This window comes from Eikenella corrodens, from assembly GCF_900187105.1.
GTDB lineage: Bacteria > Pseudomonadota > Gammaproteobacteria > Burkholderiales > Neisseriaceae > Eikenella > Eikenella corrodens.
Genome location: NZ_LT906482.1, coordinates 24,970 through 50,073, shown reverse-complemented (window position 1 = coordinate 50,073; position 25,104 = coordinate 24,970). Strand labels below are relative to the sequence as shown.

Sequence of the window (25,104 nt, the reverse complement as noted above, 5' to 3'; positions counted from 1 at the left end):
GGTGTGTGAATGAACTGGACTGATCTGAATTTAATCCCCGCCATGCCCGAAATCGTGCTGCTCACGGCATTGTGCGCGGTGCTGCTGGTGGATTTGTGGCTGCCGGACGAAAAGCGCGGCATCACTGCCGGCCTGGCCATATTGGGCGTGCTGGCCGCTGCGGTTTTTCAGGTAGCCTTATGGCCGGGAGAGCCGGTGGAAAGCTTCAATGCAATGTTTGTGTTGGACGGCATGTCGTATGTGGCCAAGCTCGCGGTTTATGCCGTGGTGCTGGTGTTGTTCGTGGTGTCGAGAGGCTACCTGAAAGCGCGCCAAATTTATAAAGGCGAATTCTATTCACTCACTATGTTTGCACTACTGGGGATGTGCGTGATGGTGAGCGCCAACCATTTCCTCACCTTGTATATCGGTTTGGAACTCCTATCGTTGTCGCTGTATGCGCTGATTGCGCTGCGTCGTGAGGATACCCGTGCCAGTGAGGCGGCATTGAAGTATTTCGTGCTCGGTGCGCTGGCTTCCGGCCTGCTGCTGTATGGCATCTCCATGATTTATGGTGCCACCGGCTCGCTGCTCTTGCCGGAAGTGCTGATGGCAGGGTTGGGGCAGTCGGCCAATCCGTGGCTGCTGAAGCTGGGCTTGGTGTTTGTGGTGGTGGCGGTGGCGTTCAAGCTGGGCGCCGTGCCGTTCCATATGTGGGTGCCGGATGTGTATCACGGTTCCAGCACGGCGGTTACTGCGCTGGTGGGTACGGCGCCGAAAATTGCGGCCGCAGTGTTTGCCTTCCGCATTCTGGTTACCGGTCTGGGCGCGCTGCACACCGATTGGGTGCCGATGCTGAATATGTTGGCGTTGGCTTCGCTCTTGGTGGGCAACCTGGCTGCCGTGATGCAGACTAATACCAAACGTATGCTGGCCTATTCCACGGTATCGCATATGGGCTTTGTGCTGCTGGCGTTTATGGGCGGCCTTGAAGGCTTCAGTGCTGCGCTATATTACGCGCTCACTTATGCGCTGATGGCGCTCACCGGCTTCGGCGTACTGATGCTGCTCTCGCGCGAAGGGCGCGACTGCGAGGAAATCGCTGATTTGGCAGGCTTGAACCAACGCCATCCTTGGTATGCTTTCCTGATGCTGCTGGTGATGTTCAGCATGGCCGGCATTCCGCCGCTGGCCGGTTTCTATGCCAAATTCAGCGTGTTGAAAGCATTGGTTGGACAAGGTTTTGTGTGGCCGGCAGTGTTTGCGGTGGTGATGTCGCTGATTGGCGCGTTCTACTACCTGCGCGTGGTGAAAGTGATGTATATGGACGAAGCCGTAGAGCCGGCACAAGCCCCGGTTATGTGTGTAGGGGGCAGGGTGCTGCTTTCTGCCTGCGCCTTGGCTTTGCTCCTGTTCGGCCTGATGCCGAGCCTGCTGATGGATTGGTGCATATATGCGCTGGGAAAAACCTTCTAAATCAACACTGGGCAGGGCAGAGCGATGACTGCGGCTATGTATCTGCTGTTGCTGGTGGTCTTGGTGTGCGCCAACCTGCCGTTTGTTACGCAGCGCTGGTTTGGCCTTAAAAGGTTACCTGAAAAACGCTTTATCCACCATTTGCCGGAGCTGCTGGCCGGTTTTGCCTTTGTGGCTTTGCTGGCCTATATGCTGGAGGCACAGGCCGGTAGCGTGCACCGCCAGCATTGGCAGTTTTATGTGGCGGTGGTGTGCCTTTATTTAGTGTTTGCCTTTCCCGGCTTCGTACTGCGCTATTTTTGGCACGGCCGTAACCGCGAATAGAGCTGCCGGCTTCATGCAATAAGGCTACCTGAAAGAAATCCCTCGCTTTGGCAGGGTTTCAGGTAGCCTTAAATCATGCCACATCATTTTGTTTTAATTCCGCCTTTTCATCCTGAGGCACACTGCGTATAATGCCGCCTCCGCAAACCATCAGCCCCGCAATTACGGGACACCTGAAAGAAGAAACAAACCATGAAAAAAGTCTATATCCGCACCTTCGGCTGCCAAATGAACGAATACGACAGCGACAAAATGCTTGCTGTCCTCGCCGAAGAACACGGCGGCATCGAGCAGGTTGCCGAGCCGGACAACGCCGACATCATCCTCTTCAACACCTGCTCCGTGCGCGAAAAAGCGCAGGAAAAAGTGTTTTCCGACTTGGGCCGCATCAAACCCATCAAACAGAAAAATCCCAATGTGATCATCGGTGTGGCAGGCTGCGTCGCCTCGCAGGAGGGCGCAGCAATTATCGAGCGCGCGCCTTATGTGGACGTGGTATTCGGCCCGCAAACCCTACACCGCCTGCCCAAAATGATTGTGGATAAAGAAACCACCGGCCATTCGCAGGTGGATATTTCCTTCCCCGAAATCGAAAAATTTGATCACTTGCCGCCGGCCCGCGTGGACGGTGGCAGCGCGTTTATCTCCATCATGGAAGGCTGCTCCAAATATTGCAGCTTCTGCGTGGTGCCCTATACGCGCGGCGAAGAATTCTCCCGCCCGCTGGGCGACGTGCTCACCGAAATCGCCGGCCTGGCGCAGCAAGGCGTGAAGGAAATCAATTTGTTGGGGCAGAACGTGAACGCCTATCGCGGCGAAATGGACAACGGCGAAATCTGCGATTTTGCCACCCTGCTGCGCATCGTCCACGAAATTCCCGGCATCGAACGCCTGCGCTTTACCACCAGCCACCCGCGCGAATTTTCCGATGCCATCATCGAATGCTACCGCGACCTGCCCAAGCTGGTGTCGCACCTGCACTTGCCGATTCAGAGCGGCTCCGACCGTGTATTGAGTGCGATGAAGCGTGGCTACACCGCCTTGGAATATAAATCCATCATTCGCAAACTGCGCGCCATCCGCCCCGATTTGTGCCTGAGCAGCGACTTCATCGTCGGCTTCCCCGGCGAAACCGAGCGCGAGTTCGAGCAAACGCTGAAGCTGGTGAAAGACATCGCCTTCGATTTGAGCTTCGTGTTTATTTACAGCCCGCGCCCCGGCACGCCCGCGGCCAACCTGCCCGACGACACGCCGCACGAAGAAAAAGTGCGCCGCCTCGAAGCCCTGAACGAAGTGATCGAAGCTGAAACCGCCCGCATCAACCAAACCATGATAGGCACCGTACAACGCTGTCTGGTCGAAGGCATCTCCAAAAAAGATCCCGACCAGCTCCAAGCCCGCACCGCCAACAACCGCGTGGTGAACTTTACCGGCGATGTGTCGCTCATCAATCAAATGGTAGAGATCGAAATCACCGAAGCCTTCACCTTCTCGTTACGCGGCGAGCTGGTGGAGTAAACAACAGGCTACCTGAAAATTTACCAGGAAGGATAAGCATGAAGAAAATCGCGATAACCGCGCTATTGGGTTTGTTGCTTGCCCCTGCCTATGCCGAAAATCAGCAGGGTTTCGACCGGGATGAAATCTATCAGCAGGTTCAGCTAACGAGCGAATATATTGAAAACGAGCTGAGCAATATCGTGCTGGCGAATTTGGCCGTGATGTCGCCCGAACAAGAGCGGCGGCTGAATACGAGTAAACAGGCAGAAAATGCGTTTAATCAAAGGGCTCGGCGCCAGCTCATGCAAACCTGGCCTGCCTATATGAATCGCTGTTATGCCGGCAATGCGGCTAGATTGTGTGCCTATCGCGATATGTATTTCCATCAGATATTTGAATTTGTTATGAAACAATCTGGCGATCGGCAGAGTGTTGTGCTGCTCAATGCGCAAACCCACGCCTGGATACGGCAGAACCCCCGATTGTCGGAGCAGGCGGCGGCTGAAATAACTGCGATAATCCGTGAGGCTAGTTTGTAAATCAGTGCGCTTCGGTATTTGCTTGCCACTGATTTGAGGTACATATTTTCAGGTAGCCTGTTAGCGTTTTAGGCGTACAATCACGCTTTTCGAGCATGTAGAAAGGGATGACATGATGAAATTCAAACCCGCCCTGTTGGCCGGTATCTTGGCGTTGGCTTGTGGCAGCGGTGCGGCAAAAACTATCGAAGTCAGCCAAGGGTACGGCCTCGATTTCCGCACTCAAACCTACACCCGCCAAAGCACCGTAGTAAACGGCCAAACCGTGGCCTATCGTGCTTATGAAAATATCGTGTATGTGGCTAATCCGGTCGACAGTGCTTATCAAACCATCAATATCTACATCCCCGAAGCCTATTTCAACGGTGGCAGCATCAACGGCTACACCGCGCAAACCGCGCCTATCTTCCTGCCCAACCAAATCGGCGGCTATATGCCGGCCAAAGCTGGTGTGCCGGGGAAGGGTGGTTTCGGCCCAAGCAAAGAAGGGCAGGTTGACGCCATGCAGGCTGCTTTGGCCAGAGGTTATGTGGTAGCCTCGCCCGGCGCGCGCGGCCGCACCGCCGCCACCGGTAAAGCGCCTGCCGCGATTGTTGATTTGAAAGCAGCCGTGCGTTACCTGCGTTTCAACGATGCGGTGATGGCCGGTGATGCCGAAAAAATCATCTCCAACGGTACCAGCGCGGGCGGGGCTTTATCTGTGTTGCTTGGTGCCAGCGGTAATCAGGCCGACTACGAGCCCTATCTGCAACAGCTTGGTGCCGCTCCGGCCAAAGACCATATTTTTGCCGTTTCCGCCTATTGCCCGATTTCCATTTTAGATCATGCTGATGCTGCCTATGAATGGCAGTTTAACGGCGTGAATGACTACCAAAAAATGGATATTTCGATGATCGATTACCACGTTGAACGTAAATTGGTAAACGGTACGCTCACCAATGAGCAAATCCAAATTTCAGGTAGCCTTAAAGCCCAATTCCCAGCCTATGTGAACAGCCTGCGCCTGCGTGATTTGCAAGGCCGGGCACTGCGGTTAGATGCGCAGGGCAACGGCAGCTTCAAAAACTATGTTGTCTCCTTCCTGCGCCGTTCAGCCCAAAGCCAGCTGGATGCAGGCAAAGACTTGAGCAACCGCAACTGGCTCACTATCCGCAACGGCAAAGTGAGTGCCGTGGACTTTGCCGCCTATGCCCGCGCCACCGGCCGCCAGAAAACCCCGCCTGCTTTCGATGCGCTGGATTTGAGCAGCGGCGAAAACCAACTGTTTGGCACCGCCACCACCAACAAACAGCACTTCACCGCCTTCTCCTACCAACACCGCGCCAATGCGCAAGCCACCTTGGCCGACCCGCAGACAGTGAAGCTGATGAACCCGATGCACTACATTAGCCGCCACACCACACCACAGCATTGGCGTATCCGCGTTGGCACGGCCGATAGCGATACCTCGCTGGCCATAGCCGCCATCCTCACTGCCAAGCTGCAAAACAGCGGCAAACGGGTGGATTTCGCCCTGCCGTGGGATGTACCGCACAGCGGCGATTACGACTTAGATGAACTGTTTGATTGGATGGATAAAACCGTACGCCAGCCGCGCGGTTAACTACTGGGCTATCTGAAAAATGTTCGGCAGACGTTTTCAGGTAGCCTTTATAACTCGTCAAACACAAAGCAAAAGAGACGGAGGCTACCTGAAAGTGATGAAGCAGATGATGGCGGCGGCATTATTGCTATGCTTGCTTGCGCCGGCTTATGCGAAGGATACCGAACGGCTTGATCAGTTGGTGTTTGCCCGGCAGGCACGGATGGCCACCCAATATTTGGGTGATCAAGCATCCAGCCTGGTAGTGGATCATGTTCTTGCCATGACGCCGGAGCAGCAGAGAGAGTTCGACCGGCTGCTTGCGGACAAACAGCAGGCGACCCGCTGGGAGAGCGAAATTCGCGGGCGGGTAATGCGGCAGTTTGTTGGCTATATTGTGCAATGCTATGCGGAAAATCAAGCAGATTTATGCGCTTATCGCGATATTGCCGGACGGATCCTCATGCGACAAACGCTGGAGCAGTCAAACGACAAACAGCCGATTATGCCGCTACACGAGCAAACACAATCTTGGATAACCGGCCACCCCCGGCAGGCTGCCGAAGCAGAACAGATTGCCGAATGGATGGCGCGGTTAGCCTTGCTTCCCGGCAGCAAAGATCGATAGCAGATAGTTTTCAGGTAGCCTTCCGCAGGCAACCCTTGAGGCTACCTGAAAATAAAACCGGAGCTTAATCCTGCAAGAACCCTTTATCTCAACCCTTTTTCCCAACCACACTTGAAGCATCATGCAATCCTTTCTAGACCGTTATTTCAAACTTTCCGAAAACCAAACCACCGTCCGCACCGAGCTGATGGCGGGGCTGACCACCTTCCTCACCATGTGCTACATCGTCGTGGTGAATCCGCACACCCTGTCGCAGGCGGGGATGGATTTTGGTGCGGTGTTCGTGGCTACCTGTATTTCCGCCGCCATCGGCTGCCTGATTATGGGCGCGCTGGCCAATTATCCGATTGCGCTGGCGCCCGGCATGGGGCTGAATGCCTATTTCACCTTCAGCGTGGTTAAAGGCATGGGCGTGCCGTGGCAGGTGGCGCTGGCGGCGGTGTTTGTGTCCGGCATCATCTTTATTTTGTTCAGCTTTTTGAGGGTGCGCGAAATGCTGGTGAACGCGCTGCCGATGAGCTTGAAAATGGCGATTGCCGCCGGCATAGGCCTGTTTTTGGCGCTGATTGCACTCAAAGGCTCGGGCGTGGTGGTGGGCAATGAGGCCACGTTGGTGCATATGGGCGAATTCCGCCTGCCGGTGGAAGGGCAGCCGGGCGTGTACACGCCGAACTGGCCGATGCTATTGGCGTTGCTGGGCTTTTTCATCATCGTGGTGCTGGATTATTTCCGCGTGCGCGGCGCCATCATCATCGGCATTTTGGGCGTTACCCTGCTGGCGGTGCCGCTGGGGCTGACCCGCTTCGAGCGCGTGGTATCGGCTATTCCCAGCGTGGCGCCCACCTTTATGCAGATGGATTTCAACCATCTGTTTTCAGGTAGCCTGATTGCGGTGATTTTCGTATTTTTCCTGGTAGATTTGTTTGATAGCACCGGCACGCTGGTGGGCGTGGCGCACCGTGCTGGCCTGTTGGAAAACGGCAAGCTGCCGCGCCTGAAAAAAGCCCTGTTTGCCGATTCCGTGGCCATCGTGGCTGGGGCGGCGCTGGGTACTTCCTCCACCACGCCTTATGTGGAAAGCGCCTCCGGCGTGGCTGCGGGCGGCCGCACCGGGCTTACTGCCGTTACCGTGGGCGTACTGATGCTCGCCTGCCTGTGGTTTTCACCGCTGGCCGAAGCCGTGCCCGCCTTCGCCACCGCGCCCGCGCTGCTGTATATCGGCATCCACATGATGCGTTCGGCCACGGAAATCGACTGGAACGACATGACTGAAGCCGCACCTGCCTTCCTCACCATGGTGTTTATGCCTTTCTCCTATTCGATTGCCGACGGTATCGCCATGGGCTTCATCAGCTATGCCTTGGTGAAACTGTGTTGTGGCCGATCCCGCGATGTACCGCCCATGGTGTGGGGCGTGGCTGTGCTGTGGGTATTGAAATTCTGGTTCTTGGGCGCATAAGGCACGTTTGAATAGCAGAGAGAAAAAGGCTACCTGAAAGTTTTCAGGTAGCCTTTTGGTATGTGTGGCAGAAATGAGAATATGGTGCGGTTCAATTAGGAGTGGCCCAGATATTTGAAAAACGCAGCAAAATTCTGCGGAATATGGTTTGGCGGCAGCTTGTTGCGTCAGCTGCTATCCATGGCAGTGTAAAGGTGGAATATGGTTATACATGGTTGTCGGGTTAAATAAGCTTAAATATTCCCTAATTCTTTGCTAATTATAGATAAGTATAGTTCGATTTATCTGAATGATCTTGAGAGGGCTGGGCATGGAGTTTTTGCACGCGATCAACCAATCCTTGTTTCTGTTTATTAATGCCGATCATGATGACCATCCCGGCGCCATAGTGATTGCTTTGCTGATAGCGGAGTATTTAACCGCCATCACGCTGGCTGCGGTGGCGGTTTATTTGGTTTGGAAACATCGGCGTCGGCGAGTTGTTTGGCTGAATGTATTGTGCAGCCTGCTGTTAGGCATGGCGGCAACCTATCTGATCCGTAAAGGCTGGCATGTGCCGCGGCCGTTTGATATGCAGTTGGGCACTAATTTTTTGGCGCACAGCGTAACTTCATCTTTCCCCAGCAAACACATGACTTCGCTGGCTGCCCCGTTGATGAGCATGTGCCTGTTTGCCCCAACTCGGCTGGTGGGCGTGGCCGGTTTGATGGTGGCAATGAGCGTGGCGTGGTCGCGGGTGTATCTGGGCGTGCATTGGCCGCTGGATATGGCCGGGACGCTGCTGGTGGGTTTGCTGGCAGCTTTAACCGTAAAGTATGGCTTGCGCCCGTTGTGGATGCGCTGGCTTGATTCGGCGGATGGCCAGTTTGCCATTCAAGATAAAAAGGCTACCTGAAAACGTTGCGCCAAGAGAAATAGGCTACCTGAAAGGTTTAGCTCGATTGGAGCTATGCTTTCAGGTAGCCTATTTTTATTGAGCCTTATAGCCAATCCATTTAACTTCTGCGACAGCGTTGGCTCGCCTTGTATTGATTGCCATTTGATTAGCGATGGCCACACTTGTCCGAATCAATCATAACGGCGGCATTTAATATCGGAATCCTCGCAGAAAATTGCGTTTTGTTCAGCCTGGCAGGCGCGGCGGACCTGAGTGCGTGCGAGGCCTTCGTTGTGGCTGGTGGCTTCATAGGTTTTGCTAAACGGGGTAACGCTACACACATAAGCAGGATTGCGGCCTGTGCGGTGCTCAATGATGACTTCGCGAACATTGCCGTTGCGGGCAGATTGATTGCGTTCCAACACGGCAATGCGTGCTTCCAAATCGGCAATGCGCCGCTCCAGCGTACTAATGCGCGCGGCATCGTCGGCCGGCGCGGCATAGAGCTCAGTGGGCAGGGCTGAGAGGGCAAGCAGGAGGGGAAGTAGTTTTTTCATGAAAATCCTTGAGTTGAAATGGAAGTTGTATTTCAGGTAGCCTTTTCGGGGGGCGGGATGCTACCTGAAAAATGGAAAATAAAACAGAGCAGATGTGAATGAAAGGGTTGGGCGTTTGCCTAGTATGGGTGAGCAGATGCTCAGCTGGCTGGTTTTGCTCAAGCTTCAGTTCGGCAAACGGCGGCAGATGCTTTGTGCCATTTCTTGACCGATTTGGTCGTCGATTTGGGTTTGACGCATGGTGCTGGCATCGAGGCTGTCGATGCGCAGGACGATGGTTTTGGCCTGGCGATCACTATCGAGGATGGTGGCGATGCGGTGCTCTATGTTACGGAGCTCTGGATTGTTGCCGATGGTTTGGCGGGTAGCAGCATCATGCTGCGGGCGGGCACGGTTGCTGTTCCAGACGAGGATCAGGGTATCGTTGGATAGTTGCCAGGTGCCAGTGGCGCTTTGCTGGAAACGGAAGTCAAGGCCTTGGCGGCGGAAGGTATAGTCGCCAATACTGTTGGCGTAGTGTTGGGGCGGAGGGTGAGGCTGTCGGTAACGGTGGCATAGATGCTGGGGTATTCTGTGGTGCAACGCCATTGGCCGGCAAGTTGGGCTTCGTTGAGAGGCGCGGCATGAGCGGCGCTGATGGTAGCGGTGAGGATAAGGATGGGAGTGAGTTTTTTCATCATGGTTCTGGTGAAGATACGGTTGGTTTGCTGGGGGGGTGTGAGCGTATTATTGTTCAGCTTGATTTTATTGGTGTTGTATTTTCAGGTAGCCTCATTAGGAAGAGGCTACCTGAAAATTGTTGGCTTTAATGCCCTGTATGCTGCAACTTCTCTAGGGCGGCTTGTGCATCGTCATCGCCTTGGATAGCGGCTTTGGTATACCAGTATCGGGCTTGGGCATGATTTTTTGGCACGCCCAGACCCAGTTCGTAGATAGCACCTAGGTCGGATTGTGCCTGCGGGAGTCCTTGGACAGCAGCTTTTTCCAACCATATCCTAGTTTGGGTATAGTTTTTAGGCACACCGTTGCCTTCGTAATATAGCAGGCCGAGATCATATTGGGCAGTAGCGAAGCCTTGGAAAGCCGCTTTTTCATACCAGTAGCGTGCTTGCCGGTAGTTTTGAGGCACTCCCTGACCGAGTTTATATATATTGCCTAGGAAGGTTTGTGCCTCGGGCAGATTTTGAGCAGCGGCTTTTTCAAACCATATGCGTGCCTGAGTATAGTTTTGCGTTACCCCTTGGCCTTCATAATACATGGCGCCAAGATTGTTTTGTGCATCTGGGTGGTTTTGGGCAGCGGCTTTTTCAAACCACATACGTGCTTGGGTATAGTCTTGTGGAACCCCATGGCCGTTGTCGTAGAGCAAGCCTAGGTAGTATTGTCCATCGGCATGGTTTTGGGCAGCGGCTTTTTCAAACCACATGCGTGCTTGGGCATAGTCTTGTGGAACCCCGTGGCCTGCGTAATACATTATGCCGAGGCTGTTTTGTGCTTCGGGGTGGTTTTGAGCAGCAGCTTTTTCATACCAATAGTGGGCTTGAGCATAATCTTGCTCGACCCCTTCGCCATTGTTGTAGAGTACGCCTAGGCTGTATTGTCCGTCGACATTATTTTGGGCTGCAGCTTTTTCAATCCAGATCTTTGCTTGGGTATAGTTTTGATTCACGCCTCTGCCGTTGTAATACAGCATACCAAGGTTGATTTGTGCATCAGCATTGCCTTGTGCGGCAGCTTTTTCAAACCATGTACGGGCTTGGGCGTAATCTTGTTTTACACCGTATCCCTGCATATAAAGTAGTCCGAGCATGTTTTGGCCGTCGGAATTGCCTTGCGCGGCGGCCTTGCCGTACCAAAGGTGTGCCTGTCGGTAGCTTTGCGGAACGCCTTGGCCGGATTCGTACAGGTCGCCGAGGGCAAACTGGGCTTGCGGCAGGCCTTGGTTGGCGGCTTTTTCCAGCCACGTTTTGGCTCGGGCATAGTCTTGCGGTACGCCCCTGCCTTCGTAATACATGAGGCCGAGGTTGTTTTGTGCGGCGGGCTCGTTTTGCGCGGCGGCTTTTTCGTACCAGGCGCGGGCTTGGACAAAATCTTGTTTCACTCCCCAGCCGTTGTCGTACAGGCTGCCGAGCAGGGTTTGGGCATCGGCCTGGTCTTGGGCAGCGGCCTTTTCCAGCCAGAATTTGGCTTGCTGGTAGTCTTGCGGCACGCCGAGGCCTTGGTAATACATCACGCCGAGCGAGGCTTGGCCTTCGGCATCACCTGCATTGGCGGAACGTTCAAACATAGCTTTGGCCTGGGCGTAGTCGGGAGGGCCTGCTTGGTCAGAAGCGTAGATATTGCCGAGCAGGTTTTGGAAGGCCGGGTTGTTTTCTGCACCGTATTCTTTGAGCAGCTCTTCGGCGCTCGGGCGGCTGCGTTGGCCGGTGTTTTGGGTAGTTTGGTTCGGCAGTATGTTTGGTTTGGCTGATGCTGGCGCAACGGCCAGGGCAGCAGAGAGGGCAAGTAGGATGGCAGTGAGTTTTAAGTGATTTGGGAGCATGACGTTTTCTTTACTAGTTTGGAGATGATGGCTTATTTTTCAGGTAGCCTGCTTCTTGCCACAGGCTACCTGAAACTTATGACTGCTGCCTTATACGCCTGCTAGGTTGCAGAGGTATTGCCATAAGAGCGGCACGGGGCGGCCGGTGGCACCTTTTTCTTTGCCGGATTTCCAGGCAGTGCCGGCGATGTCGAGGTGCGCCCAGGTTTGCTCTTGGGTGAAGTGGGCGAGGAAGGCGGCGGCGGTGAGGGTGCCGGCGGGGCGGCCGCCGATATTTTGCAGGTCGGCAAAGTTGGATTTGAGCTGCTCACTGTATTCTTCAAACAAGGGTAGCTGCCAGGCTTTGTCACCGCTTTGGCGGGCTGCTGCGAGCAGGCTGTCGGCCAGTTCCTGATTGTTGGCCACCAGGCCGCTGGCGGCGCTGCCCAGCGCGATGACGCAGGCGCCGGTGAGGGTGGCCACGTCGATGAGGGCGGCGGGCTTGAATTGGGCGGCATAGGTGAGGGCGTCGCACAGGATCAGGCGGCCTTCGGCATCGGTGTTGAGGATTTCGATGGTGGTGCCGTCCATGGCGGTTACGATGTCGCCGGGTTTGTTGGCGGCGGCATCGGGCATGTTTTCGCAGGCGGGGGCGACGGCGATGAGGTTGATGGGCAGTTTGGCGCGGGCGGCGGCAATGAAGGTGCCGATTACGCTGGCGGCGCCGCACATATCGAATTTCATTTCGTCCATTTCGGCACCGGGCTTGAGGGAAATGCCGCCGCTGTCGAAGGTTACGCCTTTGCCCACGAGTACGACGGGCGCAGCGTTCTTATCGGGCGCACCGAAATAAGAAAGCTCGATGAGGCGCGGCTCTTGGGCGCTGCCTTTGGCTACCGACCAGAATGATCCCATGTATTCGCGGATGTAGTTGGCACCGAGGATTTTGGCAGACGCACCGGCGGCTTGGGCTTCGGCGTGGGCGGTATTGGCCAAATAGGTGGGCGTACAGATGTTGCCGGCGGTGTTGCCGAGGTCTTTGCACAGATTGATGCCGTGCAGCAGGGCTTGGGCGCGGCTGAGTGCATCTTGGGCGGATTGGTCGGCTGCGGGAGCATAGAAATCAGCCTGTTGCAGGGCGGCGGGTTTGGCAGTTTTTTTGAAGCGGTCGAAACGGTATACGGCTTCGCCCAGCGCGATAGTGAGTACATTGAGAGCGTTGGCCAATTCGGCGGCGGAGAAGGCGCTTAAGTCGATGGCAAGCACGGGCTGTTTCTGTGCCCAACCGGCGGCATGGCGGAAGGCTTTGGCCAGCGTATCGCGCCCCGTGTTGTCGAGTTTGAGTACGGCGGTGTCGGCCAAGCTGCCGTTGGCGGGCGTGCGGGCGACGGCGAAGGGTTCGCTTTCGGTGAGCGTGCCGTAGAGCAGGGCGGCGGTTTCATCGGCCGGGGCGGCGGTGCACAAAAACAGGCGGGCAGCTTGGCCGACGGGCAGGGCGGCGGAGTGGAGATGGAATTGCATGTTGGTCCTTGGGTTGATTAGGGTGGAAAACGGGTGGCATTTTATCGCTTGGCGCGGGGGAAAGGCTACCTGAAAATAAATGGGTGCAAAACAAAAGAACAGGCTACCTGAAAAATTTCAGGTAGCCTGTTTATGATGCAGCGATAAAGGCTTACATCACTTCTAGCGTGTCGATGCCCAAGAGGCTGAGGCCGGTTTGCAGGGTTTGGCCGGTGAGGGCCGCCAGCTGCAGGCGGGTGTTGCGGACGCTGCCTTCGGCTTTGAGGATGGGGCAGGCTTCGTAGAAGCGGGAGAACAGGCTGGCCACTTGGTAGAGGTAGGCGGCGAGATAGTGCGGGTAGGAACTATCGGCCACGGTTTGCAGCACGTCTTCAAACTTCAAAAGCTCGGCGGCAAGCTGGCATTCCAGGGGTTCGGTGAATACAGGTTGTTCGGTTCGGCTCCATTCGCCGGCTTTTTTCAACACGCTTTGCACGCGGGTGTAGGCGTATTGCAAATAGGGGGCGGTGTTGCCTTCGAAGGAGAGCATGTTGTCCCAATCGAAGATGTAGTCGCTGGTGCGGTTTTTGCTCAAATCGGCGTATTTGACGGCGCCGATGCCCACGCTGCGGCCGATTTGGGCGGCGGTGGCATCGTCCAGCTCAGGGTTTTTCTCTTTCACCAGGGCGGTGGCGCGCTCTACGGCTTCATCGAGCAGTTCAACCAGCTTCACGGTGTCGCCGCTGCGGGTTTTGAAGGGCTTGCCGTCTTTGCCCATCATAGTGCCGAAGCCGATGAATTCGGCTTTCACGTTTTCCGGCAGGTAGCCTGCCAGGCGGGAAGTGGCAAAGAGTTGGCCGAAATGCAGGCCTTGGCGGTGGTCGACCACATAAAGCAGGCGGTTGCCTTTGAGCCGGCCAACGTAATCGCGGATGCAGGCCAAATCGGTGGTGGAATAGAGGAAGCCACCGCCTTTTTTCTGCACAATGTAGGCGGCAGGTTCGCCTTCTTTGTTTTTGAATTCGTCAAGGAAAACCACTTTCGCGCCGTCGTCTTCCACGGCTAGGCCTTTGGCGATTAAGTCGTTCACCACGGGTTGCAGGTCGTCGTTGTATTTGGATTCGCCGGCCACGTCTTCGCGGGTGAGCAGCAAGCCGAGTTTGGCATACACTTTTTCGGCATGTTGCAGCGATATTTCCACAAACTGCCGCCACAGGGCGAGCACGGCTTCGTCGCCACTTTGCAGTTTCACCACGTATTCGCGCGCGGTGTCGGCAAAGGCCGGGTCTTCGTCGAAACGCACTTTGGCGTTGCGGTAGAACTGCTCTAAGTCTGCCAGTTCAAAATGTTCGTTTTGCGCCTGCTGCTCCACCAAATAGGCCACTAACATGCCGAATTGGGTACCCCAGTCGCCCACATGGTTTTGCGCGATGACACGGTGCCCGAGGAAGGAATGGACGCGGTTTAAGCTGTCGCCGATGATACTGGAGCGCAGGTGGCCGACGTGCATTTCTTTAGCCAGATTGGGCGAGGAGTAGTCGATGATGATGGTTTGCGGTGCGGCGGCCTGTGCCACGCCGAGGCGGCTGCTTTGCAGGGCGGCGTGCACTTGCTTGGCCAAAAACTGCGGGTTCAGGCGCAGATTGATGAAGCCGGGGCCGGCCACTTCGGCGGAGGCAATCAGCTCGCTGTTGGCCAGCGCGTCGGCCACTTTCTGCGCCAGCTCGCGCGGGTTTTGTTTGCGCTGTTTGGCAGCACCCATCACGCCGTTAATTTGGAAATCGCCGAATTCGGGATTTTTAGCCGGCTGCAACACTACCGGCGCGCCTTCGATACTGGCAGTGGCAAAGGCTTGTTCGGCTTCGCGGTTGAGGAGATGAGATAAGTTCATGATGTTTTCAGTTTCGGTAGATAAACAATAAAAATCTGTAATTTAGCTTCGGATTAAGCGCTGCACGGCAGCAGCAGCCAGCAGGGTGGCGGTGATGCCGCATATGGTGTGTAGCGACAGAATCAGGCCGGCATGCAGCCAGTCTTTGTGCAGCAGGCGGTCGGACACCTCGCTGGAAAGCGCGGAAAAGGTGGTGAGACTGCCGAGAAAACCCACAGTTAGTGCATTTTGCAGCGGCTGGGTAAGCGGCTTGCCGACTAACAGCAAGCCCAATATTATGCCGGCCAGCAGGCAGCCGAGCAGGTTGGCCAGCCAAGTGCCGAAAGCAAATTGGGCAAATAGAGGGTTGAAACGTAAACCCAGCTGCCAGCGCAATAAGGCGCCGAGAGCGGCGCCGATAGCAATCAGGGCTGGCGGGCTGTAAAGCGACGGGTTCATTTTTCAGGTAGCCTCTTGGCGGCAGGAGGATGGTATGGCTGTGCCGCACTGAACGGGTAGCTGTTTGTTTTTATGCCGATTTAATTTTTCAGGTAGCCTCAAAGCGCTTCAATCAGCTGCAGCACCATTTGGGCTGAATGCACGGAAGCGGTTTTCAAAAAGGTTTCAAAGCTGGTATCGGCTTCTTCGTCGGCGAGGTCGGAAATGGCGCGGATCACCACAAACGGCACGCCGAAGCGGTGGCAGCTTTGGGCGATGGCGGCAGCTTCCATTTCCACTGCCTGCACATCGATAAAATGACGGCGCACTTCAGCCACGGATTCGTTGCTGTGCACGAACTGATCGCCACTCACGATTAAACCACGGTGCACGGCAGCGTGCTCGAATACGGCGGCAGCTTTTTCGGCAGCGGCGCATAGGGCAGAATCGGACTCGAAGCGTGCAGGCATACGTGGTACATGACCGATGGCATAGCCGAAGGCGGTAACGTCCACATCGTGATGCGCGGTTTGCGTGCCGATTACTACATCGCCCACTTTTAGTTCGCCACCCAAGCCGCCGGCGCTGCCGGTGTTGATGACGAAATCGGGTTGGTGGCGTTGTAACACCAGGGCGGTGCTGAGCGCGGCATTCACTTTGCCGATGCCGCTTAAGGCCAATACGACGTTTTTACCGGCGTATTCACCGCGATAAATTTCGAAATCGGCCACATGCTCATTGCGCAGATTTTGTAGATTTTCTTTGAGCAGCTCGATTTCAGGCGGCATGGCGCCGATGAGTGCAATGGTTTGGGACATGATTGGACTCTTTCAAACCGCCCGCGTAGGCAATGGATGCGGGTGGCGTATGAATAAGCAAAACGCACTGCCTGTAAGCAACAGCCAGTGCGCTGAGGATGCCTGTTTATTGCTCGGCGTCGGCGGCAGGTTTCTGCTCGGCGGGCGGCTGCAGGCTCACGGCGCGTGCCGGAACAATGGTGGAAATCGCGTGTTTGTACACCATTTGTGTTACCGAGGTGTTGCGCAGCAACACCACATATTGGTCAAACGACTCTACCTGTCCTTGTAGTTTGATACCGTTCACCAAATAAATGGATACCGGCACATGTTCTTTGCGCAGTGCGTTTAAAAAAGGATCTTGTAACATTTGTCCTTTAGTTGCCATAGTTTATTTTACTCCGATTATTTTTGTTCAAACTTTTTCAGGTAGCCTTCTCCTGGCGGGATACTTCCCGTACAGGGTGGGTGAAAACTGAAAAAAGATGGCGAATTGTAGCCGTTTGGCGCAGCTTTTTCCAACTTTTTTACGCAAGCTATCGATGAGTAAAGTTCTTTTTATGAGGCAGGTCAAACCGTGTGTACGGCTGGCTTACTTTGGCAGGATTATTTATAAGCGTTGTAATTTCGTTGCTCTTGTATAATCGGGTAGTTAACACGATACGTATAAAGGGAAATTAAGATGGGCATTAAACATTGGCCAGAAAACGAGCGGCCGCGCGAGAAACTGTTGCATCGCGGTGCGGGAGCATTAAGCGATGCGGAACTGTTGGCCATCCTGTTGCGGGTAGGCACGCAGGGGATGAGTGCGGTGGATTTGGCGCGTTATCTGTTACAGGAATTTGGCTCACTCAACCGACTGCTTTCCGCACCTGCCGCCGAACTGACGATGCACAAGGGCATGGGCGAGGCGGCGTATTGCCAGTTTGCCGTGGTACGAGAAATCGGCCGGCGCTTGTTGGCCGAGGAAATGCGCGATACACCCGCTTTCAATTCACCCGATGCGGTGGCCAATTATCTGGTGCTGCAACTGGCGCACGAGCCGGTGGAAGTGAGCGTGGCGATGCTGTTGAGCAGCAGTCATAAGTTGATTGCATTTCAGGAGCTGTCGCGCGGCACGGTGGCGGAAAACACGGTGTATATCCGCGAAGTGGCGAAGCTGGCTCTGCGCTATCATGCCGCTTCGCTGATTATCGCGCACAACCATCCCGGTGGCTCGACTGAGCCTTCGTCAGCAGATTTAGCCTTCACCCGACGATTGCAACAGGCATTGGCGCTGTTGGATGTACGGCTATTGGATCACTTTATCGTGGCGGGCAATCGAGCGGTGTCGTTTGCCGCAAACGGGTGGATGCGGGAGTTGGCAGAGGATGTGGGAGATTGAGGTAATTATTTTATTTTTATCTATAAAATGTAGTGCAGCGGAGTTGCTGTAAGGTTTCAGGTAGCCTATTGTGCATCAGAGGCTACCTGAAAATTCTGCGCCATCTTACCTGCTGCATTACGGCCACAACCATGCCCATATGCGGCGGCCTTCGCTTTGCAGCAACAGATAGGTACGCACGGCGGCGGCGGTGTGCATGCATTCCACGCCGATGCCGCTTGCCGCGGCGGCAATGCGCGGGTGTAAAAACTGTTGCCGCTCGCCGGTGCCGATGAGGATTACTTCGGGCCGGCTTGCAGCGGCGAGGGCTAGGTCTGCAGCTTGCAGTTCGGCTGCGGAGTGAAGGTTGACGGTTTGCACGCCGCCGCCGCCGTCAAGCAATACGGCTTGGCGGTAGGTGTGGCCGTCGATTTCTATTTGGCCGGGCTGATAGTGATCGATGTGGCAGGCGGAGGTGGGCTGGTGTTCTTGAATCAGCATAATTTGTTTGTGTTTGAATGGGTTGGAGGCTACCTGAAAGCATAGGCTGCAAGGAGATTGAAACGCTTGGCTTCGAGGTGGTGTGGCTAAATGGGTAAGTGTTTCTATTAAAAGGTGTAAAAAGCGGGGTTTTCAGCTAAGATAGCGGCTTTCTGTCCGCTTTCGGATTTTATTTTACTGTTTATTAGCTTGGCCGCCCGCATGGCAGGCCGGCATGTTCAGAGCAAAACGGCAAATTGGCGCTTGGCGCAGCCGTAATCATAACAAGGAGTCAGCATGCAACCAATTAGAATTGGCATCTTGGGGATGGGTACCGTCGGTGGCGGTACGGCCAAATTATTGTCGGAAAACGCGCAGGAAATCACGCGCCGCCTGGGGCGCGAAGTGCGAATCAGCATGGCTGCCAGCCACAACACCGACCGCATCCGCAAACTATGTCCGAGTGATACGGTGGTATCGGACGATGTGTTTCAGGTAGCCCGCAGCGCGGATGTAGATATCGTGGTGGAGCTGATCGGCGGTACGGATACGGCACGCGAAGTGGTGTTGTGCGCCATCGAAAACGGCAAACATGTGGTAACCGCCAACAAAAAACTCTTGGCCGAATACGGCAACGAAATTTTCGCGCTGGCGGCGGAAAAAAATGTGATGGTGATGTTTGAAGCGGCGGTGGCCGGCGGCATCCCGATCATCAAAGCCCTGCGCGAAGGCCTGGCCGCCAACCGCATTAAATCGGTGGCCGGCATCATCAACGGCACCAGCAACTTCATCCTGAGCAATATGCGCTCCCACGGCAGCCCGTTTGCCGAAGTGCTCAAGCAGGCGCAGGAGCTGGGCTACGCCGAAGCCGACCCGACTTTCGACATCGAAGGCCACGATGCGGCGCACAAGTTGAGCATCATGTCGGCGCTGGCGTTCGGTACGCCGATTAATTTCCAACACTGCTACTTGGAAGGCATCAGCAAGCTGGAAAGCCAAGACATCCGCTATGCCGAAGAGCTGGGCTACCGCATCAAACTGCTGGGCATTACCCGTAAAACCGACGAGGGTATCGAACTGCGCGTACACCCCACGCTCGTGCCTGAATGCCGCCTGCTGGCGCAGGTGGAAGGTGTGATGAACGCTGTGCTGGTGCAATCCAATATGGTGGGCGAAACCCTGTATTACGGTGCCGGCGCCGGTGCCGCCCCCACTGCCAGCGCGGTGGTGGCCGACATCATCGATACCGCCCGCCTGATGCACGCCGCCAGCGAGCAGCGCGTACCGCCTTTGGCTTTCCGCTGCAATGAACAGCTGCCCGTGTTGCCAATCGATGAAATCACCAGCAGCTACTACCTGCGCGTATCGGCGCAAGACAAACCCGGCGTGGTGGCCAATATCGGCCGTATCCTTGCCGAGCAGGGCATCTCCATTGAAGCCTTGTTGCAAAAAGGCGTGATCAACCACGAAAACGCCGAAATCGTGATTCTCACTCATCAGTCTAAAGAAAAGCACATCAAGGCGGCTATCGCCCAAATCGAAGCGCTGGAGCACGTTTTCGAACCTGTGATGATGTTGCGCATGGAAAGCCTGCATGGCTGAGATTCAAACCGATGAAGCCGCACGCCGCAAACGCCGCCGCACCCTTATCGGCTGGCTGGCGGTAACGGCGGCGCTGGTGCTCGCTTTTGCCCTCGTGCCGCGTCTGTATGCTCCGGATAAGGACGACATCAGCCGCCGCATCGTGGAGGCCTGCATCCAAAACATGCCTGCCGTGCCGCAATGGCAGGCCGACTTGGCCAAACATGGCCTTGCCGGCCAAAGTGAGCGCGTGCTCGAACCCTACTGCCGCTGCCTGTGGGAAGAGCCGGTACAAAAACTCAGCACGGAAGATCTCCGCAGCCTGCCCAAACTCTCGCCGCAACAACAGCTGGACAAACTCGGCGGCAGCGAAGCCTTCCTGCAACGGCAAGAACAGTGCTTGGCCGCACAGGTTGGGCATTAAGCATCAAGTGTTTGGCTAAATCGAAGGCTATCTATTGCTGATACAAGATTAAAGGCTACCTGAAAACTTCGTTGAAGTGACGTTTCAGGTAGCCTTTTGTTGAGTTTGGATAATGAATGGCAAGGGTAGCGTTATTTGCCGCTGTTGTCGGCGAACAGATCTGGTTCGAATAAATCTGGCTGGTTTTCGCTTTGGTGGCAGTCGATATGGATGTCTTCTATTACTGTGCAGCAGCAGGTGAGGATTTCGTTGGGCAGAATCAGAGCCAGCGGGCACTCTCGATATGTAACGCTGCCGGATAGGAGTTTAACGCGACAGGAGCCGCAATAGCCGCTGCGGCATTGGTATTCGACTGCGTGGCCGGTACGCTCCAAAGCTTCGAGTAGGGTTTCACCTTCCTGCAGGGTGAAGCGGGTGCTGTGGGTGGTGATCTGGGGCATGGGCGTTTGGTGCGGTGTTTGGTTCTGTATGGTGAAAATTTCAGGTAGCCTTTATGCACTGGCAGGCATAAAGGCTACCTGAAATGGTTTGGCTAGGCCAAAGCTGGGTTTTTCTAAGATCAAGGCTGGCTTGCGGTTTGCTTCAGGATGTAGAGGTTGGCCAGTTCGCCTTCCACTTGTTTGCCGTCGGCATCCAGCGCCCAAATCTGGCCATTACCAATTTGGTAGAGTCGCTCGCCGCCGGCTTTGTCGAGCTGGAATATTTCTTGCGGTTTGCGCCAAGTGAAGCGGCCGGCTGTTTCTTCGGTAAACGGCTGGCGCTGCTTGTAAGTTTCGGTGAGTTGGTAGCTGCCGTCGTCTTTTAATACCAAGGTGGTTTCGATACCTTCGCAAGAGGCGCATGGCAGCATGCCATAGTAGCGGCCACTCCATTGGGCGGCAGGTTGTGCAGCAGTGGAAGCGGCCGATGCGTCAGGTTCAGCAGCAGGCTGGGAGACAGCAATTGTGGACGCAGCTACCGGGGTGGAGGCTGGCGTAGTAGTCTCTTGCGGGGCACAGGCGGCCAGTAGCAACAGGGCAGGGAGGTAGGCTAGAGGTTTCATGGGCTGTCCTTGGTTTGGCGGGGAGGCATGATTGTAGGAAAAAGCTATACTGCTTGGTGCAGCCGATCACCTATCTGGTAATTTGCCAGCTGCCGTTACGTTTAGTAATCAGGATAGAGTAGGTTTCTTCTGGCGGAGTGTCATATGAGGATGGACCAGCAAATTGTTGAATCTCACAGGAATATATGCCTTGCTTAATTTTCCCGCCAGCGATACGGATGCAGGGTGTGCCGGTGGCTAGGTGTTTGCGTTGTCCTTCGAGATTTGGCTTATCTTTATTGGCTAAACTGAGCACGATTTTAGGTGAAGGAGGTATAGCGGTAATATCACCGGTGCTCAGATAGTTGTATGAAGTGTATGCGATGCCTCCTACTACAACCCAGCTCAGTATTCTCCCTAAATCCATGGCAGGTTATTACTCCTAATTCATTGTGTCAAAACTACTCCGGCTGCAACACCGAATAATCGTTGATTTCTGACATTTGCGGTGCAGCATCGGTCTGTTGGTTAGCCTCTGCTGCAGCCAGTTGTTTCTTCTCGGCCAGATACTGCCCGATTTGCCGCACCAATTCCTGCGTACCCTGATGGGCAAGTGCGCTGATTTCAAATAGGCGCGGGGTTTGCCAATTGAAGCCGGGCTCGCCGGGGGCGGGGTAATCCCAACCGACGGCTTCGAGGAATTCGGCTTTGCGTTCGGCAGCCTCTTCCGGCGTGAGCATATCTAGTTTGTTTAGTACTAACCAGCGCGGTTTACCGAACAGTTCGTCGTCGTATTTTTTCAGCTCGTTGATGATGGCCAGCGCTTCGGCGGCGGGGCTGACGGCTTCGTCGAACGGAGCCAAGTCTACCACATGCAGCAAGAGGCCGGTACGCGAAAGGTGTTTCAAAAAGCGGTGTCCCAGCCCGGCGCCTTCGGCCGCACCTTCAATCAGGCCGGGGATGTCGGCCATCACAAAGCTTTGGCCTTCGTCCACGCGCACCACGCCCAAGTTGGGGTGCAGCGTGGTGAAGGGGTAGTCGGCCACTTTGGGGCGGGCGGCAGACACGGCGCGGATCAGGGTGGATTTGCCGGCATTGGGCATGCCCAACAGGCCGACGTCGGCCAACACTTTCAATTCCAAAAGCAATCGGCGCGCCTCGCCGGGTTCGCCGGGCGTGGCCTGTTTGGGCGCGCGGTTGACCGAAGATTTGAAATGGATATTACCCAAGCCGCCTTTGCCGCCACGCGCCAGGCAAACACGCTGGCCGTGCCGCGTGAGGTCGGCCACGATTTCGCCAGTGTCAGCATCGCGGATTAGTGTGCCTACGGGCATTTGCAGCTCGATATCGTCGGCACCGGCGCCGTAGCGGTCGGAGCCGTGGCCTTTTTCGCCGTTTTGCGCTTGATAGCGTTTCACGAAACGGTATTCCACCAGCGTGTTTACGTTTTCGCTGGCTACGGCGAAAACGCTGCCGCCGCGCCCGCCGTCGCCGCCGTCGGGGCCGCCGCGCGGAACGTATTTTTCGCGGCGGAAGCTGACTGCGCCGTTGCCGCCGCGCCCGGCGGCAACTTCGATTTTGGCTTCGTCGATAAATTTCATTTGTGTGCTTTCCGTTTTCAGGTAGCCTCTTTGGGGTTACCTGAAAATCTTAATTCGTTATTGGGATGATGCTTGCGGCCGGAATTGGTGTGGCTGTGCGCCAAATTTTAGTTTAATCCGCCGAGCAAATAGGCACATTATAAAGGACTGGCGCAAAGGCTACCTGAAAATTTGTAAGCTGCTTTCAGGTAGCCTCTGCCAGCCTTACACGGCCAGCATCACATATTTGGTTTCCAAATATTCTTCCAGCCCGTATTTGCCGCCTTCGCGGCCGATGCCCGACTGCTTTACGCCGCCGAAGGGAGCGGCCTCGTTGGAAATCATGCCGGTGTTGATGCCGACCATGCCGTATTCCAAGCCTTCCATCATGCGCGTGGCCGTGCCGAGGCTGCGGGTGTAGCAATAGGCGGCCAGGCCGTATTCGGTGGCATTGGCCTGTTGCAACACGTCTGCTTCGTTCTCGAAACGGAACACGGGGGCGAGCGGGCCGAAGGTTTCTTCGCGCGCCACTTTCATGCCGGCATGGGCGTGGCGGATGACGGTGGGCTGGAAGAAGAGTTCGCCTGCCGGATGCCGCGCGCCGCCAGCTGCCACTTCGCCGCCGTGGGCGAGCGCGTCGGCCAGGTGTTCTTCCACTTTGGCCAGCGCGGCTTCATCAATCAGCGGGCCGCATTCTGTGCCGATTTCCAAGCCGTTGCCCACTTTCAGGTAGCCTGCTGCTTGGGCGAATTTGCGCACAAATTCGTCATACACGCCGCTTTGCACATAAATGCGGTTGGCGCACACGCAGGTTTGGCCTGCGTTGCGGAATTTGCAGGCAATCGCGCCGGAGACGGCGGCTTCAAGATCGGCATCGTCGAACACGATAAACGGTGCATTACCGCCCAGCTCCATAGAGGTTTTTTTGATGCTGGAAGCGCATTGCGCCTGCAGCTGGCGGCCGACGGCGGTGGAGCCGGTGAAGCTGAATTTTTTTACGGTATCGCTTTCGGTGAGCACACGGCCGATTTCGCGCGACGAGCCGGTGATCACGTTGAACACGCCCGCCGGAATGCCGGCGCGTTCGGCTAGGGCGGCAATAGCCAGCGCGGAAAACGGCGTTTGCGAAGCGGGGCGGATGATGAAGGTGCAGCCGGCAGCCAGCGCGGGCGCGGCTTTGCGCGTGATCATGGCGTTGGGGAAGTTCCACGGCGTAATCGCGGCACACACGCCGATAGGCTGCTTGAGCACCACAATACGCTTGTCGGGCGCGGGGCCGGGGATGGTGTCGCCATACACGCGTTTGGCCTCTTCGGCATACCATTCGATGTAGGACGCGCCGTAGGCAATTTCGCCGCGTGCTTCGGCCAGCGGCTTGCCTTGCTCCAGCGTGAGCAGGGTGGCGAGTTCTTCTTGCGCTTCCATCATCAGATCAAACCAGCGGCGCAGGATTTGGCTGCGCTGTTTGGCCGTGAGCGCGCGCCAGGCGGGCAGCGCGGCCTGGGCAGCGGCCACGGCGCGTTCGGCTTCCGACGCGCCCATATCCGGCACGCTGCCGATGGTTTCGCCGGTGGCGGGGTTGGATACGGCAATAGTGCGGCCGCTATCGGCATCAAGCCATTGGCCGTTGATGTAGCACCGGGTGCGCAGGAGGGCGGGGTCTTTTAACTGGGTCATGGGAAGGGCTCTTTAGAGGCTACCTGAAAATATGGGTAGGTGGGCGGTTGGACAGGATGCTGGTTTGCGGCTGTATTTTAGCTTGGTGGGAAAGTGCTTTGTTCGTTTTCAGGTAGCCTTTGGCTTATTCGGTTTGTCCGTTTTGCCAAAGGTTTTTCAGCAGTTCGCTCATTTTGTCGGAGTTTTCGGCGCGGCGGGCGGCTTCTTCGGCGGCGTGGGTGGCGGCTTTGGCGGTGTCCCATTCGGCGGGGTTTGCATCGGTCAGGATGCGGTTGGTTTTGTAGACGTGTTTGCTGTCTTTAGAAAAAGTGTCGTGCAGGTGTTGCCAAGTGGCGGCATCGGCGCGGGGGAGTTTGCGTTCGCAGTAATAGACGTGTTTGGCGTCGTGAGAAAAGCTGTGTTTGCCAGCCTCGCCCGCTGCTTCGCGCCAGGTTTGCGGGTCGCTGCCTTTCAGGGGTTTGCCGTCGAAGAAGACGGTGTCGCCGTCGGCGGCGTAGAGGCCGTGAAGCAGGCGGAGTGCCAGGGGATTGGCGGATTGGATTTTGCTGCCGCCGTAGTAGGCTTGCGTGCGGTCGGCGGCGTAGCCTTCGCCGAGATGGCGGAAGGTGGCGGTATCGCTGCCTTTGAGCGGGCGCAGGGCGGTTTCGTATTCGCAATATATGGCATCGGCGTCACGCCAGTAGCCCTCGCCGAGATGGGTGAAGCTATCGCGCTGCACGGCGGAAAGCAGATCTGCGCCGTGGTAGACGTGGTTGCGGTCGCGGGCAATCAGGCAGCCCGGTTCGGCGAATACTTCGAAGGTGGCGGGGTCACAGCCGCGCAGTTTGCGGTAGGTACCGGTGCCGCCGAATTGGACGGTGTCGCCTTGGATGCGCCAGCTGTGTTCGGTTTCGTTGAGTTGGGAGAGGGGAAGCCAGGTCATGGGTGTTTG

Annotated in this window: 27 protein-coding genes; 12 read left to right on the top strand and 15 right to left on the bottom strand. The window is 56.0% G+C overall.

Translation table 11 applies throughout. The annotated features are described in order from the left end of the window. Positions 1 to 9: 9 nt before the first annotated feature. The 8 genes from nuoN (at position 10) to CKV94_RS00200 (ending at position 8,382) form a co-directional block, all read left to right on the top strand. On the top strand, positions 10 to 1,455 hold the full coding sequence (nuoN, locus tag CKV94_RS00235) for an NADH-quinone oxidoreductase subunit NuoN (protein WP_003822931.1): 1,446 nt from the start codon (positions 10 to 12) through the stop codon (positions 1,453 to 1,455). Between the two features lie 24 nt (positions 1,456 to 1,479). Further along, the gene (locus tag CKV94_RS00230) at positions 1,480 to 1,779 is read left to right on the top strand and encodes a DUF2818 family protein (RefSeq protein WP_003822929.1); all 300 of its coding nucleotides are present in this window, start codon (positions 1,480 to 1,482) and stop codon (positions 1,777 to 1,779) included. A 192-nt stretch (positions 1,780 to 1,971) separates the two neighbouring features. Next, positions 1,972 to 3,297 carry a tRNA (N6-isopentenyl adenosine(37)-C2)-methylthiotransferase MiaB gene (gene miaB / locus CKV94_RS00225; RefSeq protein ID WP_003822927.1) on the top strand — a complete coding sequence of 442 codons (1,326 nt, stop codon included), beginning with the start codon at positions 1,972 to 1,974 and terminating at the stop codon, positions 3,295 to 3,297. A gap of 38 nt (positions 3,298 to 3,335) precedes the next feature. Further along, positions 3,336 to 3,818: a hypothetical protein gene (locus CKV94_RS00220; protein ID WP_003822926.1), complete on the top strand. Its 483-nt coding sequence runs from the start codon at positions 3,336 to 3,338 to the stop codon at positions 3,816 to 3,818. A 112-nt stretch (positions 3,819 to 3,930) separates the two neighbouring features. Further along, positions 3,931 to 5,421: a subtype B tannase gene (locus CKV94_RS00215; RefSeq protein WP_003822925.1), complete on the top strand. Its 1,491-nt coding sequence runs from the start codon at positions 3,931 to 3,933 to the stop codon at positions 5,419 to 5,421. 97 nt (positions 5,422 to 5,518) lie between these two features. After that, positions 5,519 to 6,028 (top strand): hypothetical protein, encoded by a 510-nt coding sequence (locus CKV94_RS00210; protein ID WP_035580102.1) that lies wholly within the window; start codon positions 5,519 to 5,521, stop codon positions 6,026 to 6,028. Positions 6,029 to 6,149: 121 nt separating this feature from the next. Continuing rightward, positions 6,150 to 7,487 carry an NCS2 family permease gene (locus CKV94_RS00205; protein WP_003822921.1) on the top strand — a complete coding sequence of 446 codons (1,338 nt, stop codon included), beginning with the start codon at positions 6,150 to 6,152 and terminating at the stop codon, positions 7,485 to 7,487. Between the two features lie 310 nt (positions 7,488 to 7,797). Next, positions 7,798 to 8,382: a phosphatase PAP2 family protein gene (locus CKV94_RS00200; RefSeq protein ID WP_157727244.1), complete on the top strand. Its 585-nt coding sequence runs from the start codon at positions 7,798 to 7,800 to the stop codon at positions 8,380 to 8,382. 173 nt (positions 8,383 to 8,555) lie between these two features. On the opposite strand, the gene CKV94_RS00195 is transcribed toward CKV94_RS00200, so the two are convergent. Both CKV94_RS00195 and CKV94_RS00190 read right to left on the bottom strand, forming a co-directional pair. After that, complete coding sequence (locus CKV94_RS00195; RefSeq protein ID WP_003822914.1) at positions 8,556 to 8,921, bottom strand: hypothetical protein; 366 nt, start codon at positions 8,919 to 8,921, stop codon at positions 8,556 to 8,558. Between the two features lie 165 nt (positions 8,922 to 9,086). After that, on the bottom strand, positions 9,087 to 9,509 hold the full coding sequence (locus CKV94_RS00190) for a hypothetical protein (protein WP_003822912.1): 423 nt from the start codon (positions 9,507 to 9,509) through the stop codon (positions 9,087 to 9,089). Between the two features lie 35 nt (positions 9,510 to 9,544). On the opposite strand from CKV94_RS00190, the gene CKV94_RS11010 reads away from it, so the two are divergent. Continuing rightward, a complete protein-coding gene (locus CKV94_RS11010; protein WP_155114503.1) occupies positions 9,545 to 9,730 on the top strand; it encodes a hypothetical protein in 186 nt (61 codons plus the stop codon). Here the strand turns inward: CKV94_RS11010 and CKV94_RS00185 are convergent. From CKV94_RS00185 to hfq, 6 genes are all read right to left on the bottom strand, one after another. After that, entirely contained in the window at positions 9,727 to 11,463 is a 1,737-nt protein-coding gene (locus CKV94_RS00185; protein WP_003822908.1) for an SEL1-like repeat protein, read from the bottom strand. The two genes, CKV94_RS11010 and CKV94_RS00185, sit on opposite strands and share 4 nt — an antisense overlap. Positions 11,464 to 11,553: 90 nt before the next feature. Next, positions 11,554 to 12,963 (bottom strand): leucyl aminopeptidase, encoded by a 1,410-nt coding sequence (locus CKV94_RS00180; RefSeq protein WP_003822906.1) that lies wholly within the window; start codon positions 12,961 to 12,963, stop codon positions 11,554 to 11,556. 151 nt (positions 12,964 to 13,114) lie between these two features. Next, positions 13,115 to 14,833 carry an arginine--tRNA ligase gene (gene argS / locus CKV94_RS00175; protein WP_003822904.1) on the bottom strand — a complete coding sequence of 573 codons (1,719 nt, stop codon included), beginning with the start codon at positions 14,831 to 14,833 and terminating at the stop codon, positions 13,115 to 13,117. 42 nt (positions 14,834 to 14,875) lie between these two features. Then, entirely contained in the window at positions 14,876 to 15,271 is a 396-nt protein-coding gene (locus CKV94_RS00170; RefSeq protein ID WP_003822902.1) for a fluoride efflux transporter FluC, read from the bottom strand. A 98-nt stretch (positions 15,272 to 15,369) separates the two neighbouring features. After that, the gene (locus CKV94_RS00165; RefSeq protein ID WP_143336557.1) at positions 15,370 to 16,071 is read right to left on the bottom strand and encodes a 5'-methylthioadenosine/adenosylhomocysteine nucleosidase; all 702 of its coding nucleotides are present in this window, start codon (positions 16,069 to 16,071) and stop codon (positions 15,370 to 15,372) included. A gap of 103 nt (positions 16,072 to 16,174) precedes the next feature. Continuing rightward, a complete protein-coding gene (hfq, locus tag CKV94_RS00160; RefSeq protein WP_003822900.1) occupies positions 16,175 to 16,435 on the bottom strand; it encodes an RNA chaperone Hfq in 261 nt (86 codons plus the stop codon). A gap of 294 nt (positions 16,436 to 16,729) precedes the next feature. On the opposite strand from hfq, the gene radC reads away from it, so the two are divergent. After that, a complete protein-coding gene (radC, locus tag CKV94_RS00155; RefSeq protein ID WP_003822898.1) occupies positions 16,730 to 17,431 on the top strand; it encodes a RadC family protein in 702 nt (233 codons plus the stop codon). A 117-nt stretch (positions 17,432 to 17,548) separates the two neighbouring features. On the opposite strand, the gene CKV94_RS00150 is transcribed toward radC, so the two are convergent. After that, the gene (locus CKV94_RS00150) at positions 17,549 to 17,911 is read right to left on the bottom strand and encodes an Mth938-like domain-containing protein (RefSeq protein ID WP_003822897.1); all 363 of its coding nucleotides are present in this window, start codon (positions 17,909 to 17,911) and stop codon (positions 17,549 to 17,551) included. A 276-nt stretch (positions 17,912 to 18,187) separates the two neighbouring features. On the opposite strand from CKV94_RS00150, the gene CKV94_RS00145 reads away from it, so the two are divergent. Both CKV94_RS00145 and CKV94_RS00140 read left to right on the top strand, forming a co-directional pair. Beyond that, entirely contained in the window at positions 18,188 to 19,492 is a 1,305-nt protein-coding gene (locus tag CKV94_RS00145) for a homoserine dehydrogenase (protein WP_003822896.1), read from the top strand. After that, positions 19,485 to 19,895: a hypothetical protein gene (locus CKV94_RS00140; RefSeq protein ID WP_003822894.1), complete on the top strand. Its 411-nt coding sequence runs from the start codon at positions 19,485 to 19,487 to the stop codon at positions 19,893 to 19,895. Before CKV94_RS00145 ends, CKV94_RS00140 begins: the two co-directional genes overlap by 8 nt. 131 nt (positions 19,896 to 20,026) lie before the next feature. Here the strand turns inward: CKV94_RS00140 and yfaE are convergent, their stop codons facing one another. The 6 genes from yfaE to CKV94_RS00115 all read right to left on the bottom strand — a co-directional run bounded on the left by yfaE (position 20,027) and on the right by CKV94_RS00115 (position 25,095). Further along, on the bottom strand, positions 20,027 to 20,335 hold the full coding sequence (yfaE, locus tag CKV94_RS00135) for a class I ribonucleotide reductase maintenance protein YfaE (protein WP_003822892.1): 309 nt from the start codon (positions 20,333 to 20,335) through the stop codon (positions 20,027 to 20,029). A gap of 119 nt (positions 20,336 to 20,454) precedes the next feature. Further along, positions 20,455 to 20,937 (bottom strand): copper resistance protein NlpE, encoded by a 483-nt coding sequence (locus tag CKV94_RS00130; protein ID WP_003822891.1) that lies wholly within the window; start codon positions 20,935 to 20,937, stop codon positions 20,455 to 20,457. Between the two features lie 70 nt (positions 20,938 to 21,007). After that, a complete protein-coding gene (locus CKV94_RS11005; protein WP_141744186.1) occupies positions 21,008 to 21,343 on the bottom strand; it encodes a hypothetical protein in 336 nt (111 codons plus the stop codon). Between the two features lie 34 nt (positions 21,344 to 21,377). Beyond that, complete coding sequence (obgE, locus tag CKV94_RS00125; RefSeq protein WP_003822890.1) at positions 21,378 to 22,517, bottom strand: GTPase ObgE; 1,140 nt, start codon at positions 22,515 to 22,517, stop codon at positions 21,378 to 21,380. Between the two features lie 204 nt (positions 22,518 to 22,721). Further along, entirely contained in the window at positions 22,722 to 24,173 is a 1,452-nt protein-coding gene (locus CKV94_RS00120; protein WP_003822889.1) for an NAD-dependent succinate-semialdehyde dehydrogenase, read from the bottom strand. A 124-nt stretch (positions 24,174 to 24,297) separates the two neighbouring features. After that, on the bottom strand, positions 24,298 to 25,095 hold the full coding sequence (locus CKV94_RS00115) for a DKNYY domain-containing protein (protein WP_050754435.1): 798 nt from the start codon (positions 25,093 to 25,095) through the stop codon (positions 24,298 to 24,300). Positions 25,096 to 25,104 lie beyond the last annotated feature (9 nt).